This is a genomic window from Rhizobium sp. SRDI969, from assembly GCF_025152725.1.
Lineage (GTDB): Bacteria > Pseudomonadota > Alphaproteobacteria > Rhizobiales > Rhizobiaceae > Rhizobium > Rhizobium leguminosarum_I.
In genome coordinates this window covers 179,008-193,745 of record NZ_CP104038.1, presented here as the reverse complement: position 1 = coordinate 193,745, position 14,738 = coordinate 179,008, and the positions used below count along the sequence as shown (strand labels likewise).

Annotated in this window: 12 protein-coding genes and 1 pseudogene; 5 read left to right on the top strand and 8 right to left on the bottom strand. The window is 62.2% G+C overall.

Annotation, left to right across the window (positions count from 1 at the left end; translation table 11 throughout):
• Positions 1-7 precede the first annotated feature (7 nt).
• Together glgX and N2A41_RS30570 are read right to left on the bottom strand one after the other, a co-directional pair.
• The gene (gene glgX, locus N2A41_RS30575; RefSeq protein ID WP_260111990.1) at positions 8-2,164 is read right to left on the bottom strand and encodes a glycogen debranching protein GlgX; all 2,157 of its coding nucleotides are present in this window, start codon (positions 2,162-2,164) and stop codon (positions 8-10) included.
• Between the two features lie 102 nt (positions 2,165-2,266).
• Complete coding sequence (locus N2A41_RS30570) at positions 2,267-3,061, bottom strand: SDR family NAD(P)-dependent oxidoreductase (RefSeq protein ID WP_170281970.1); 795 nt, start codon at positions 3,059-3,061, stop codon at positions 2,267-2,269.
• 311 nt (positions 3,062-3,372) lie between these two features.
• Between N2A41_RS30570 and N2A41_RS30565 the strand changes: the two genes are divergently transcribed.
• On the top strand, positions 3,373-3,759 hold the full coding sequence (locus tag N2A41_RS30565; protein ID WP_260111989.1) for a hypothetical protein: 387 nt from the start codon (positions 3,373-3,375) through the stop codon (positions 3,757-3,759).
• A complete protein-coding gene (locus tag N2A41_RS30560) occupies positions 3,701-4,711 on the top strand; it encodes an IS4 family transposase (RefSeq protein ID WP_260111988.1) in 1,011 nt (336 codons plus the stop codon). The genes N2A41_RS30565 and N2A41_RS30560 overlap by 59 nt, the downstream gene beginning before the upstream one ends.
• 196 nt (positions 4,712-4,907) lie before the next feature.
• Here N2A41_RS30560 and N2A41_RS30555 read toward each other — a convergent pair whose 3' ends face one another.
• The 5 genes and pseudogenes from N2A41_RS30555 to N2A41_RS30535 form a co-directional block, all read right to left on the bottom strand.
• Positions 4,908-6,122: an MFS transporter gene (locus tag N2A41_RS30555; RefSeq protein WP_260111987.1), complete on the bottom strand. Its 1,215-nt coding sequence runs from the start codon at positions 6,120-6,122 to the stop codon at positions 4,908-4,910.
• A gap of 143 nt (positions 6,123-6,265) precedes the next feature.
• Positions 6,266-6,749, bottom strand: a pseudogene (locus tag N2A41_RS30550) (N-acetyltransferase family protein).
• A 75-nt stretch (positions 6,750-6,824) separates the two neighbouring features.
• Positions 6,825-8,030, bottom strand: a complete 1,206-nt coding sequence (gene pcaF, locus N2A41_RS30545; RefSeq protein ID WP_260111986.1) for a 3-oxoadipyl-CoA thiolase — start codon at positions 8,028-8,030, stop codon at positions 6,825-6,827.
• Positions 8,031-8,039: 9 nt separating this feature from the next.
• Positions 8,040-8,744 (bottom strand): CoA transferase subunit B, encoded by a 705-nt coding sequence (locus tag N2A41_RS30540; RefSeq protein ID WP_170256527.1) that lies wholly within the window; start codon positions 8,742-8,744, stop codon positions 8,040-8,042.
• A complete protein-coding gene (locus tag N2A41_RS30535) occupies positions 8,741-9,448 on the bottom strand; it encodes a 3-oxoacid CoA-transferase subunit A (RefSeq protein ID WP_017968319.1) in 708 nt (235 codons plus the stop codon). The genes N2A41_RS30540 and N2A41_RS30535 overlap by 4 nt, the downstream gene beginning before the upstream one ends.
• Before the next feature lie 259 nt (positions 9,449-9,707).
• On the opposite strand from N2A41_RS30535, the gene N2A41_RS30530 reads away from it, so the two are divergent.
• Positions 9,708-10,466 (top strand): IclR family transcriptional regulator, encoded by a 759-nt coding sequence (locus N2A41_RS30530; protein ID WP_260111985.1) that lies wholly within the window; start codon positions 9,708-9,710, stop codon positions 10,464-10,466.
• 55 nt (positions 10,467-10,521) lie between these two features.
• On the opposite strand, the gene N2A41_RS30525 is transcribed toward N2A41_RS30530, so the two are convergent.
• Positions 10,522-12,066 (bottom strand): acid phosphatase, encoded by a 1,545-nt coding sequence (locus N2A41_RS30525; RefSeq protein ID WP_260111984.1) that lies wholly within the window; start codon positions 12,064-12,066, stop codon positions 10,522-10,524.
• A 199-nt stretch (positions 12,067-12,265) separates the two neighbouring features.
• On the opposite strand from N2A41_RS30525, the gene N2A41_RS30520 reads away from it, so the two are divergent.
• A complete protein-coding gene (locus tag N2A41_RS30520) occupies positions 12,266-13,555 on the top strand; it encodes a cytochrome-c peroxidase (protein WP_260112009.1) in 1,290 nt (429 codons plus the stop codon).
• 92 nt (positions 13,556-13,647) lie between these two features.
• On the top strand, positions 13,648-14,574 hold the full coding sequence (locus tag N2A41_RS30515) for an ArsR/SmtB family transcription factor (protein ID WP_170256523.1): 927 nt from the start codon (positions 13,648-13,650) through the stop codon (positions 14,572-14,574).
• Positions 14,575-14,738 lie beyond the last annotated feature (164 nt).

Here is a 14,738-nt window from a genome sequence, read left to right as displayed (position 1 = left end):
CTGAGACCTACTTGCTCCAGCGGCCGAACTGGAACCAGCGACGACGCTCGGCCTTTGTCGCGCCTTGCGGCGGTTCGGTTTGTCCCTTCGGTGCGAAGACTGCGACGCTCTGGGCATAGACCATCACCGGATTGTCCTCATCGTGCACCTCGAAAGCCTCCGTCTCTGATCCCGTGTCGAGAACCCTCGACCACTGTTTCAGCCCGTTCACGACAGGCAGATGGACCTCGCAATCGCCGCCTGCATTGAAGACGAGGAAGAGGTCGTCCATCCTCTCGGTATCCGGAGCATGCACGCTCCTCGAGAGATAGACGCCAATGACCTGCAATCCGTCGTCATTCCAGGCGCCGTCATCCATGAAACTGCCGTCGGGCTTGTACCAGGCGATCTCGATGCGCCCGTCCTCGGCTGTCTCTCCGGTCAGGAACCGCTCCTGCCGCAGGACGGGGTGGGCCTTGCGGAAGGCGACTGCCTGCCGGCAGAAATCGAGGAAGGGGTCGTCGAGCCCTGTCCAATCCGTCCAGCCGATTTCGTTGTCCTGGCAATAGGCGTTGTTGTTGCCGCCCTGACTGTTGCCGAGTTCGTCGCCGGCAAGGATCATCGGCACGCCCTGGGAGAGCATCAGCGTCGCCATCATGTTGCGCCGCCGCCGTGACCGCGCGGCGTTGATATCGGCATTATCCGTCGCACCCTCGGCACCCATATTGTCGGAATGATTATCCGAATGGCCGTCCCGGTTATCCTCGCCGTTCGCCTCGTTGTGCTTGTCGTTGAAGGAGACCGTGTCCATCAGCGTGAAGCCGTCATGGGCCGACAGAAGATTGATCGAGGAGGTCGCTCCCCGGTCCGAATGGTTGAACTGCGGCGCCGAGCCGGTGACACGCGCCGCCACCTCCGACACCATGCCGCCATCGCCCTTCCAGAAACGGCGAACGTCGTCGCGGAATTTGTCGTTCCATTCGCGGAAGGGATGCGGGAAGCCGCCGACCTGATATCCGCCCTCACCGATATCCCAGGGTTCGGCGATCAGCTTGACCCCCGATAGCATCGGATCCTGCCGGATGGCGCCGAAGAAGCCGCCCTGGCGGTCGAACTCCAGATCCTGCCGGCCGAGCGTACTGGCAAGATCGAAGCGGAAGCCGTCGATATGCATGACGCCCACCCAGTAACGCAGGCTGTCGAGCACCATGCGCATCACCATGGGGTTGGCGACGTTCAGCGTATTGCCGGTACCCGTCGTATCGAAGGTATGGCGCGGATCATCGGGGGAGAGAATGTAATAGCTCGCATTGTCGAGCCCGCGGAAGGACAGTGTCGGGCCTTTTTCGCTGCCTTCGGCGGTGTGGTTATAGACCACGTCCATGATGACTTCGATGCCGGCGGCATGGAACCTTTTCACCATGGTCTTGATCTCGGTGATCTTGTCGCCGGACATGTAGCGGGATTGCGGCGCAAAGAAGCCGAGCGTCTGGTAGCCCCAGTAATTGCGTAAGTTCTTTTCCAGGAGATAACGGTCGTCGAGGAAATATTGGATCGGCAGAAGCTCGATCGCTGAGATGCCGAGCTTGACGAGATGGTCGATGATCGGATCGCTGCACATGCCGAGAAATGTGCCGCGCAGCCGGTCAGGCACTTTCGGATGCGTCATCGTCAGGCCGCGCACATGCGCCTCATAGATGATCGTGTCGGGCCAAGGGCGGCGGATCGCCTCTTCACCCGCCCAGTCGAAGTCCGGATCCTGCACCACGCCCTTAACCGTGAAGGGCGCGCTGTCGCGCTCGTCGAAGGAAAGGTCATCCTCGCCGATCTGGTAGCCGAACAGCGCATCGTCCCACGTCAACTCGCCCGTCACCTGTTTGGCATAGGGATCGAGCAGCAGCTTGTTCGGATTGAAGCGATGGCCGGCGGCAGGCTCGTAGGGACCATGAGCGCGATAACCGTAGACGGTGCCGGGGCCGATGCCGGCAATATAGCCCGACCAGATATCGCCTTCGCGTTTCGGCAACGGCAGCCGGGCGATCTCATTCTTTCCATCAGGCGAGAAGAGACAGAGCTCCATCTGTTCCGCATGCGCGGAGAATACCGCGAAATGGGTGCCAGAACCCGTATACTCCGCCCCCAGCTCCGGCTTGAGGAAGTCGAGTTCCGAAAATGAAAAGCTCATGGTGCCCCGCTTGCTGAAAAGACCAAGCAGGAAACGTCACGGCGGTTCGAAAGTTCCCTTTTAAAAGGGAAAGCGAAGGATCTTGCTCGCCGATCGAAGCGTCTACGGCATCAGCTGGCCGCCATTGACCTCGATGATCTGGCCGGTGATGTAGCCCGACAGCGTCGGCGAGGCGAGGAAGAGATAGGCGCCGACGCAATCTTCCGACGTGCCGACGAAACCCATCGGGATCGACTTGCGCTGCAGCTCCATCTGCTCGTCATTGGTATAACGCTCGTGGAAGGGCGTGGCGATAACACCCGGCGCCACCGCGTTGACGCGGATCCTGTCGGCGACGAATTCCTTGGCATGACCGCGGGTGATCGTCGAGACGAAGCCTTTGGACGCCGCATAAAGGATCGCACCATTGCCGCCGCCATTGCGCGCAGCGATCGAAGTGGTGTTGATGATGAAGCCGCCCTGCTTCTTCAGCCAGGGATGGGCCGCACGCGTTGCCGCCAGTACAGAGCGTGCGTTGAGATCCATGACCGCGGCATAATGCGCATCGGTATATTCTGCGGTCGGCTTGCGCCCCAGCATGCCGCCGGCATTGTTGATGAGCCCGTCGAGATGACCGAAGGTCTTCGCCGTCTCCTCGACGACACGCTCGGTCTCGCCTTCCCTCGACACGTCGCCCTGGACCAGATGCACCGTGCCGCCGGTAGCCCGGATCTCGTCGGCAAGCTTCTCCGCCGGTTCGCGGCTGGCATTATAATGGACGCCGACCTTGGCCCCTTGGGCCGCGAAGGCGCGGGCGAGTGCCGCGCCGATGCCGGTCGAGGCACCGGTGATCAGCACGGCCTTGCCGGACAGGTCCGGCAGCTTGATGGATGCGAGCGACTGCGCAAGTTCGACCATGGCGACGATTGCCTCCCGAAAAACCAAGGACATAGGTGATGAAACGAATAGGGGAAGTCTATCAGTGGAAATCGACGTTGGGCAATCCACGAAAGCGGGAGATTTCATTGTGGGCGAATGCAAGGGATCGAAAAGTCCCCTCCCCAACCCCTCCCCACCTGTGCTAGGGCATATACATAAGTCGGTGCGACGGATTGACTCGGTTTGCGGGGGTCGGATTCCTTTACTGCGGGCCGTATGATTGTTTTGGCGACGTTTTGATTTGGGAGCGTCGCCGATGGATGTAGGGCATGATTTTTCGTTGGGCCGGTTTGGAGATCGTCGTCTCGATAAAGGGGGCGGTGCTGCTCCGTCGCATTGTGCTGCGCGAGACGGTTTGCCTTCGCCAGTTGGCCGAGGGCAACCATTCGCAGGAGATCCGGTTCGGGCGTTTTCTCAACAACAGTGCGGTGAGCGTGGAAGAGATCATTGCCGGCTGGAGCCAGGAGACCCGGTCTGCGGTTGAGGGTCGCCACGTGCTGGCGCTGCAGGACACCAGCGAGATCAAGTTTGCGACGACGCCGGACAGCCGGCGGGAATTGGGCAAGATCAAAAAAGGCAATTGCTTTGGCCTTTTGCTGCATCCGATGCTGGCGCTCGATGCCGACACCCGGCAGCTGCCTTGGCCTGGTGGGCGGCCGGGTCTGGACGCGGGGTAGCGAAGAGCTTACGCCGCATGCCGAGCGGCCGTTGAACGAAAAGGAATCGCGGCGCTGGGTGGAGACGGCAGAGGCGGCCAAACTGGTGCTTTCGCGTGCGGCCCGGGTCACGGCGATCGCCGACCGGGAGGGTGACTTCTTCATCATGTGGGCGCGCCTGCCCGATCGGCGCTTCGATCTTTTGTCGCGCGTCATGCATGACCATGCGCTCATCGACGGTTCCAAACTGCGCCGCGCGGTCGAAACGGTGGCGTTTTGCGATACTCAGACGATTGATCTGCGCGAGCGCGCCGACCGTCCGGCGCGGCAGGCGACGGTGTGCCTGCGCTTCGGCGAAGCGACGATCCGGCGGCCGCAAAACCTGCGCGAGGCCGGCCTGCCCGATGGCGTCAGGCTGAGCTGGGTCGAGATCGTTGAACCGGCCGCCCCCGACGGTGTCGAGCCCTTGCACTGGCTGCTCCTGACCACCCATTGGCTCAGCAGCCCGGCCGATGCCTGGCAGATCGTCGCCTGGTACAAGCAGCGCTGGATGATCGAGCAGTTCTTTCGGGTGATGAAGAACCAAGGCTTCAAGATCGAGGACAGCCAGTTGCATCTGGCGGCACGGCTGGAAAAGCTCGTCGCCATCGCCGCCAAGGCCGCAGCAATCGTCCTCCAGCTCGTCCAAGCCCGCAGCGGCGGCGATCACCAGCCGGCAAGCCTGACCTTCACGGCAGCCGAGATCGATACCCTCGCCGCCCTCGAAAGCCGTTTCAAGGGCACAACCAAGCTGCAGTCCAATCCCCACTCTAAGGCCTCGCTGGCTTGGGCCGCCTGGATCATCGCCAAGCTCGGCGGCTGGAACGGCTACGCCTCGGCCAAGCCGCCGGGCCCAATCACCTTCTTCAACGGCCTCAAATACTTTCGAGCCGTCGCCGATGGATGGGCTTTGCGAGATATGTATATGCCCTAGACAAGGGGGAGGGGCTAAGCTGCGATGACCGACGGTGACCAAAAGGTAGCTCTTGCCCGCTGCTACCGTTCGGCAGACTGATACGATTGATGGCTGCGTGAGGCGGTGCTGCACGTTAGCCCCTCCCCCTTGTGGGGAGAGGTTGGGGAGGGGTAAGCGGCAGAATGAAAGGCTGACCGCGCCAAGCGCCATCTCATCAAGAAGTTACGCCAAAGACCGGCTGCGGCTCCCGGCGGGTAAGAGGCGGGAATGCGAGCGCTATCGCCGCAGCTCCCAGCCCGACCATTGCGGAGCCGATGAACAACCAGGAATAATTGGCGAATGTGTCGAATACCCAGCCGCCGATCAGAGGGCCAAACGCCATGCCGAGACTGGAGAGCATCGTTGCCGCACCGAAGACGGTGCCGATGATCCGCGGCCCGAAATATTCCCGCGCCAGCACGGCATAGAGCGGCATTACGCCGCCATAGGCGCTGCCGAAGACGATGGCGAGCGCGTAGAATTCGCCGAGCTGGCTGACCAAGAGATAGGTCGCCAGCGCTGCCGCCTGCACCAGCAGGCCGGCGACCAGCACAGGCTTCACCCCGATCCTGTCGGCAAGGCTGCCATAGAGCAGCCGGCCGCCCAGTCCCGCCAGACCCTCAACGCTGTAGATGCTGACGGCCGCCATAGGTGCTACGCCGCAGATCGTCGCATAGTTCACCATGTGGAAGATCGGCCCGGAATGCGCCGCGCAGCAGGCAAAGAAGGTCAGGCCAAGCACGATGAATTGCGGCGATCGAAATACTTTCGACAGTTGCGGCCGGGCGCCGTCGGCCGCGAACGCGGTTCCGGTGTCGGTGGTCTCGGCAGGTCGGCGCCTGACGAGAAGCGCGGCCGGCACGAGCAGCATCCAGGCAGCAATGCCGATGATCAGCATGGCCGGGCGCCATTCATAGGCCGAGATCAGCCAGCGCGCGAAGGGTGAGATGGTCATCGGCGCGACGCCCATGCCGGCGGAGACGAGCGACACCGCAAGTCCGCGATTTTCGTCGAACCAGGCGGTCGTCGCCGCGATCATCGGCGCGAAGAACGTGCTGGCGGCCAATCCGACAAGGATGCCGTAAGTCAGTTGGAACTGCAGCAGTGTCTCGGCGCGGCTCGCCAGCACCAGCGCCAGGCCGAGCAGCACGGAGCCTATCAGCACGACCGCGCGCGGGCCGAAGCGGTCGCTTGCCGCCCCCCAGAAGAAACCGCCGAAGCCCATGACGATGAAATTCAGCGTCATCGCGCTGGCGATCCCGACATGCGACCAGCCGGTCGCGGATGCGATCGGCTCCTGAAAAATCGCCAGCGAGAACATCGCGCCGATTGCCACGCATGACATCAGAGCGCCGACGGCGACGATGACCCAACGATAAGAAACACTCATGGCTTCATAACCTCCATGCCGGACAGAGTGATCGCGAGGCATGCGGCAAGCCTACCGCATTTCGCGCCTGCGATCTCAAGACGTTTGAACCGCCGCGATTTCGACAGCGCATTCACATCTTTTTTCGCCGAGCGATCTGGCCGCTAAAGCGTGCGAAACATCACACAATGCGTCGACATAGCCCTGCTTGGGATGAAGGAAGACACCAGGAAGCCGGCCGACGATATCGAAGCCGAGAGATTGCCACAGCCCAACCGCGCGTTCATTGCTGCTGACGACGAAATTGAACTGCATCGCCCGAAAGCCAAGCAAGCGGGCATGGCCCAGGGAATGCTCATGCATCAGCCGTGCGACGCCGCGGCCGCTTGCGGCAGCATCGGTCATGTAGCCGCAATTGCAGACATGCCGGCCGCCACCTGCCTGATTGGCCTTGATGTAATATGTGCCGAGGATCACGCCATTTTCTTCGGCGACGAAGGTCTCGCGGTCCGGTCCCATCCAGTAGGCCACCGCATCGGCTTCGCTGAGATCGCGATCGAGCGCATAGGTTTCGCCGGCGCGGATCGTCGGACCGATGATCCTCCAGATCGCGCTTCGATCCTTCTTGTCTGCGGGTCGGATCAGCATGCCCGATCTCTAACCAAACCGGACACACCGCGCAACGGTCGGCAGCCTCCGGCAAAAGCTGGAAGCGTCCCGGCCTCAAACCCTTTCAAGTGCTATCGCGATCCCCTGCCCGACGCCGATGCACATGGTCGATAGCGAGTATTTTCCGCCGGTCTCCAGAAGCTCGAGGGCCGCCGTGCCGGTGATTCGTGCGCCCGACATGCCAAGCGGATGGCCGAGTGCGATCGCGCCGCCATTGCGGTTCACGCGTGCGTCATCATCGGCAATGCCCAGCGCGCGCAGCACCGCCAGCCCCTGGCTGGCAAAGGCCTCGTTGAGTTCGATCACGTCGAACTGCTCAGCGGTCATGCCGAGCCGTGCCATCAGCTTGCGCGAGGCCGGGATCGGCCCGACACCCATCACCCTTGGCGGAACGGCGGCAGCCGCGCCGCCGAGGATGCGGGCGATCGGCGTCAGGCCGTATTTTCGCGCCGCCGCTTCCGACGCGACGATCAGTGCCGCCGCCCCGTCATTGACGCCGGAGGCATTGCCGGCCGTCACCGTACCGCCTTCCTTTTTGAAAGGTGTCGCGAGTTTCGCCAGCGTTTCGATCGTCGTCGCGCGCGGATTCTCGTCCTTGTCGACGACAACAGCATCACCTTTGCGCTGCGGGATCGTCACCGGGGTGATCTCCTTCGCCAGCCGTCCGTTTGCCTGGGCAGCGGCCGCCTTCGCCTGGCTTCGCACCGCAAACGCATCCTGGTCTTGGCGGCTGACATGATAGTCTTCGGCGACGTTCTCGCCGGTCTCCGGCATGGAATCGACGCCGTACTGCTTCTTCATCAACGGGTTGACGAAGCGCCAGCCGATCGTCGTGTCATGGATTTCGGCCGCGCGCGAAAAGGCCGTCTCGGCCTTCGGCATGACGAAGGGCGCGCGTGACATGCTCTCGACGCCGCCGGCGACCATCAGCTCGGCCTCGCCGGAGCGGATGGCGCGCGCCGCCGTGATCACCGCATCCATGCCGGAGCCGCAGAGCCGGTTGATCGTCGTGCCGGGAACCGTGATCGGCAGGCCGGCCAGCAGGGCCGACATGCGCGCGACATTGCGGTTGTCCTCGCCCGCCTGGTTGGCGCAGCCGAAGATCACATCGTCAACGGCTTCCCAATCGACGGCGGCATTTCGTTGCATCAGCGCCTTCAGCGGGATTGCGCCGAGATCGTCGGCCCGCACCTGGGATAGCGAGCCGGCGAAGCGGCCGATCGGCGTTCTGACATAGTCGCAGATAAAGGCTTCGGTCATGGCTTTTCCTCAGAGTTGGGGGACGACGAGGTCCGCAACCGGCCCGTCGACATGCAGCGGCGCGCCGGTCATCGCCTGCAATTCCTCTTGCGACATCGCGGCCAGCTTCTCGCGCAGGACGAAGCGTCCCTTGACGATGTCGATGACGGCATGGCTGGTATAGATCCTGGTGATGCAGGCGACGCCGGTCAGCGGGAAGGTGCATTTCTCCACCAGCTTCGGCTCGCCTGTCTTGGTGACGTGTTCGGTGATGACGCAGACCTGCTTGGCGCCGTGCACCAGGTCCATGGCACCGCCGACGGCCGGCACGCCCTTGCTGCCCACCCGCCAGTTCGCAAGGTCGCCGCTTTGGGCAACCTGATAGGCGCCGAGGATCGCGACGTCGAGATGACCGCCGCGCACCATGGCGAAGCTGTCGGCGTGATGGAAGAAGGCAGCACCCGGCTTCAGCGTCACCGCCTTCTTGCCGGCATTGATCAGATCCCAGTCTTCTTCGCCTGCCGCCGGCGGCTCGCCAAAGTTCAGGATGCCGTTTTCGGTGTGGAAAATCGCCTGACGGCCAGGCGGCTGATAACGGGCGACCATTTCCGGAAAGCCGATGCCGAGGTTCACATAGGCGCCGTCGGCGATGTCCTGCGCGGCGCGCCAGGCGATCTGCGCATTGGAAAGCTTGATGTCTTCGCGGGTGTTGATGCGGCTGATATCGATCGTCATACGTAGGCCACTCCGGCTCGAATGAGCTCTTCTTCCTGCTGGGGATGGGGAACGGCAACGACGCGGTCGACGAAGATGCCTGGTGTCACCACCTGCTCGGGATCGATGCCGCCGGCCGGCACGATGGATGAGACCTGGACGATGGTCTTCGCCGCCGCCATGCACATCAGCGGATTGAAGTTGCGGCCGGCCTTGTTGTAGGTGAGATTGCCCTGGATGTCGCCGATCGCAGCCTTGACGATTGCGAAGTCGGCCTTCAGCCAGCGCTCCTGCACGTAATGGCGGCCGTCGAATTCGGCGATGACCTTGCCGTTGGCCAGTTCGGTGCCGTAGGCCGTCGGCGTGTAGAAAGCCGGGATGCCGGCCCCGCCGGCGCGGATGCGCTCGGCAAGCGTTCCCTGCGGCACCAGCTCGAGCTCGATTTCGCCGGCCAGATATTTATCGGTAAAGGCGCGGGGATCCGACGAACGCGGGAAAGAACAGATCATCTTTCTGACCATGCCGGCATCGATCATCGCAGCGATACCGATGCGCCCGTTGCCGGCATTGTTGTTGATCACGGTGAGGCCTTTGGAGCCCTTGTCGATCAACGCATGAATGAGCTCGATCGGTGCGCCTGAGCCACCAAAACCACCGATCATGACGGTCGCGCCATCACCGATCTCAGAGACAGCTTCCGCCGTGCTCCCGACTGTCTTGTCCATGCGGGATCTCTCCTTGGCTGATGCGGTCGGGAACTCTCCATCCCGTCCGCTGGCGTAGACATAAAGCGCGGCAAGCCAGCCGGCAACGAATTTGTGCGATATTTGATATTTGTTCATATATCGCACAATAAGGAGCGGTCGGGCGCAGCCCGAGCAATCGATCCAGTGAATCGATTGCAGCGACCAATGCCCGAAGCGCAAGCGAAGGGCGAAGCGTCATGGAATGTGTAGACAGGCAGCCCCAACACAGGAGCCTTACATGCGCGAAACGGATTTTGTCAGCGGCTTTGCCCGCGGCCTCAAAGTCATCGAAGCTTTCGGTGAAACGCGGCAGCGGCTTTCCATCGCCGAGGCCGCCAAGCTGACGGAGCTTGACCGCGCCACCGTGCGCCGCTCGCTGCTGACGCTCGCCGAGCTCGGCTATGCCGATTACGACGGCAAGTTCTTCACGCTGACGCCGAAGATCCTGCGCCTTGGCCATGCCTATCTCGCAGCGACGCCGCTGCCGGCGCTGCTGCAGCCGCATCTCGATCAACTCTCGCAGAAAGCCGGCCAGAGCGCCTCGGCCTCGGTGCTCGACGGCACCGACATCGTCTATATCGCCCGCGCCTCGCAGCGCCGCGTCATGTCGATCAACTTGACCCCCGGCAGCCGCCTGCCCGCCTACTGCGCCTCGATGGGCCGCGTGCTGCTTGCTGCCCTGGCCGAAAGCGAGGCACGTGCCATCCTCGCCCGCAGCGAGCTGAAGCAAAACACGGCGAATACGAAGACCGATCCGGACGAGCTCATCGCCGAATTCCGTCGGGTCCGCGCCGAGGGTTACGCCATCATCGATCAGGAGCTGGAGATCGGCCTCTGCTCCATTGCCGTGCCCATCGACAACGACCGCGGTGAAACGGTCGCAGCAATCAACATCGGCGCGCCGGCCGCCCTCGTCCCCGCCGCCGAGATGAAGGAACGCTATCTGCCGCTGCTGAAGGAAACACAGGCCGCGTTGCGGCCGCTGCTGCGTCGATGACGATAGACTTCGTTGCAGAGCGACCCCGGTCAGCGCCGGGGCCGCTCATGATCGGTCAATGCGTCAGGTCGAGCGCGGCAGTCAGGTCGCCCATCGGCGGCCGGTCGTTATTGCCAAGCGCCTTGTCGCGGGCGAGGATGCCGGGCAAAACCGGCAGATCGTAGCGCGCGGTGATGAAGCGGATGATCGAGGTCGTGTCGTACTGGGTATGATCGACCATGCCGCCCTTGGCGAAGGGCGAGATGATGAAGGCGGGAATACGGTTGCCCGGACCCCAGCGGTCAGCCTTCGGCGGTGCGACGTGATCCCAGAAGCCGCCATTCTCGTCATAGGTGACGATAACGAGCATATGGGCCCATTGCGGGCTGTTCTCGAGATGGGAAACGATATCGGCAAGATGCTGGTCGCCGCTCGAAACATCGGCGTAACCGCCATGTTCGTTGAGGTTGCCCTGCGGCTTGTAGAAGGAAACTGCCGGCAGCTTGCCATCGTCGATATCCTTCAAGAAGGCTTCGCCGCCAAGGCCGCCGTCTTTCAGGTGTTCGGCGCGCGCCGGCGTACCGGGCGCAAAATTGGCGAAATAGTTGAACGGCTGGTGATGAAACTGGAAGTTCGGCACCGGCGTGGCGTTCTTGCCGTCCAGGGCTGCCTGCCAGGCGCCGCTATACCAGCTCCAGCTGACACCCTTCAGCGACATGAGGTCGCCGATGGTGATTTCATGCTGCGGCGGCAGCGTCGTTGCGGCCGCCGGATCGGCAAAGGCCGGATCGCCGTCCTTGGCCGGCGGATTGGCGCTCGGCTGGTAGGGTGGCTGCATGGTGTTGACGGCGTAGAAGTCGGGCGTCAGCGTGCCGTCGGAGACGAATTTCGGTGCGCCCTCCAGCGCCGACTTCGGGGCATTCTCCGCGACCGTCAGCGATGTCCCATCCGCATCCACCTTGGCGATGGTCGGCTTGGCCGGGCTCTTGTCGGCATCCGGATAATAGGGCGCGCAGGCGCAGACCAACGCGAAGTGGTTGAGGAACGAACCGCCGAAGGCGGTCTGGAAGAAATTGTCGGCAATGACGTATTTCTTGGCGACCTGCCACATCGGCAGGATGGAGCCGTCGTAGTGACCCATGACCAGATTGCCGGAATCGGCCCAGGCGACGAACTTGTCGTTCTTGCCGCCGTCGATCTGCATCTGCTCCTGATAGAAGCGATGCCAGAGGTCGCGGGTGATGACCGAAGGCGCCTGCGCGAAGCCCTTCGGATCGTCGATCGCGAAGGAGGCGTTGGCAAGATGGGCCGACTGCGCCTCAGTGACAGCAGGCGAGACACCCTTGGCAGTCAGGCCGCCCCAGGCCGGCGGCAGTTCGGGCAGCGGCTGGCCGTCGCGGTCGAGCTGGCGGGCGCGATCGGCTGTCGCGTTCGAGAGCCCGTCGGCGCCGGGAAAGCTGCCGTAGAGATTATCGAAGCTGCGGTTTTCGGCATAGATGACGACGACATTGTCGATCTTGTCGTAGCCGGCGGGCGCCGCATGGGCTGCCGTCGCCATGGCAAACGGCACCATGGCCGATCCGGCGAGACGGATGGAATGGAGGAGTTTCAGTCTTTTCACGGGAAGTACCTCATGGCTAGGGGGCGTTGGCTAGAGGGAGCGGAGAACGCTCGGGGGCGCGCTGAGGCTATTCCCGCCGTCTATCAACTTTGTGACATCAGGACTTGCCGTGATGCCGCACGAGGATGGCCGTCATCAATTTGTTGCAGCGGGGTTCGATCATAGCGGAAACCGGCCCGAACTTATTGGAATCCTTATGATGACGACGAAGATCATCTGGCTTGTGCGGTCCGGCCTGGCCGTCAGCATGGGTGCCGTGGCGCTTGGTCTTGCCCTTCTTCCCCTGCGGCAAAGCAGCGCGGCAGCTGCCGCCGGCGTGCATCCGGGGCCGATGTCGCGCACGGAAGCCTTCGCCCGGGCCGAAACGCTCACAGCGCTCGGCCGCAAGATATTCTCAGATACCTCGCTGTCGGCCTCGGAGCTTCAAGCCTGCGCGTCCTGCCATGATCCGGCTCACGCCTTCGGCCCGGCATCGGCCATGCCGGTTGAAATGGGCGGCGAGCATCGGGACCAGCCGGGGCTGCGCGCCGTTCCGACCCTGCGCTATCTGCAATCGGTGCCTGCTTTCACCGAGCATTATTACGATTCAGAGGACGAAGGCGACGAGAGCGTCGACAACGGCCCGACGGGCGGTTTGACCTGGGACGGCCGGGTCGATCACGGCGCCGATCAGGCAAAGATCCCGCTGCTCTCACCCTTCGAGATGGGCGACAGGGATGTGGCCGAGGTGGTGGCGAAGCTGCAGACGGCAGCCTATGCTGACGACATCAAGGCGGCATTCGGCGAGGCCGTGTTCGACCATCCTAAGGATGCCTTCGATGCCGCGGCCGAGGCGCTCGCCACCTTCGAACAGAGCGGCCCGGATTTCTATCCCTATTCCAGCCGCTACGATGCCTTCCTCGCCGGCAAGGCGACGCTGACGGCGCAGGAACTGCATGGGCGCCAACTGTTCGAGGATCCGGCCAAGGGCAACTGTTCGAGCTGTCACTTGAGCGAACCCGCCAATGACGGCGAGCCGCCGCAATTTTCCGATTTCGGCTTCCTCGGGCTTGCCGTACCGCGCAACATGGCGATCCCCGCCAACAGTGATCCGAACTATCACGATCTCGGTCTTTGCGGCCCTCAGCGCACCGATTTTGCCGGACGCAGCGAATATTGCGGCCTGTTCCGCACCCCGACGCTGCGCAATGTCGCGCTGAAGCAGAGCTTCTTCCACAACGGCTATTTCCACTCGTTGCGAGACGTCGTCTCCTTCTATGCGACGCGCGACAGCGAACCCGGCCGCTGGTATCCGAAAAATTCCGACGGCACGGTTCGCCGCTATGACGACCTGCCGCAGGCCTATTGGGACAATCTCAACCAGGATCCGCCCTTCGGCAGGAAGCCGGGCGACGCGCCTGCCCTCACCGATCCCGAGATCGACGACATCGTCGCTTTCCTCAGAACCCTGACCGATGCCGATCTGCAGGCCGAGGCGACCGGGCATTGACCCGTGCCGCTACCGTAGCCACTCGTCGAAGCATTCCCACTTGCTGTATCATAATTTACGATATACATCATTCCATCGGAAATAGTGGGGGAATGATGGAACGCTCGTTTTTGACGATTGCCGCCGGCGAGAATAATGATGCGATACGCGCGCTTTCGGCGCCGGCGCGGCTTGAGATGCTCAGGCTGCTCTGCGCCAGGGGGCCGATGAATATCAACGACATCGCGCGTGCTCTTTCTCTTCCTCAATCGACTGTCGCCACCGGGATCCAGATTTTGGAAGACGCCCGGCTTGTCGATTCCCAGCTGACGAAGGCGCGCAAGGGAAACCAGAAGATCTGCTCTGCGATCTACAGCGAAATTTTGATCAGCTTTGAGGAAAGTGCCGCGCAAAGGGCCAACAATATCATCGAAGTCGAGATGCCGGTCGGGCTCTACACCAGCTGTGACGTCCATGCGCCATGTGGTCTTTGCTCCACCGAGAGCGTCATCGGCCCTCTCGATGTTCCCGACTATTTCCTCGATCCGCAGCGCATGCAGGCCGGACTCGTCTGGTTCGGCAGGGGATATGTGGAATATAAATTCCCCAACAACGCCAAGGTGTTGAACAAGGATATCCGCGCCATCGAGTTTTCGATGGAGCTGTCGTCTGAGGTGCCCGGCACCAACCCGGACTGGCCCTCTGATATAACGCTCTGGGTCAATGGCATGGCGATCGGCACCTGGACGTCGCCCGGCGACTACGGCGACAAGCGGGGCGCCTTCACGCCGGCATGGTGGAAGCTCGAGGGGTCGCAATATGGTATGATGAAGACTTGGCGGATCTCGACGCGCGGAACCTTCATCGACGGTATCGCCGCATCGAATGTCACGCTCAGCGATCTCGCGCTTGCCCAGCACTCTTCCATCCGGCTCCGGGTCGGCATCGCGGAGAATGCCGGCCATACCGGCGGCGTCAACATTTTCGGCCGCGGCTTCGGAAACCACGGACGCGATATCATCATGCGGCTGCATGTCTGAAAATTAAAAATCGGAAATCTTGATTTAAATATCGCGCTTTTTTCCGGTTTTGATGAGCGATCAATTACAACAACAGGCTGGAATAAAACAATTTTCTCGGAAATCCACATTAGTATGATTAAAAACGCAACTCGGTTGACAGAACAACATTCCTGATATCAAGT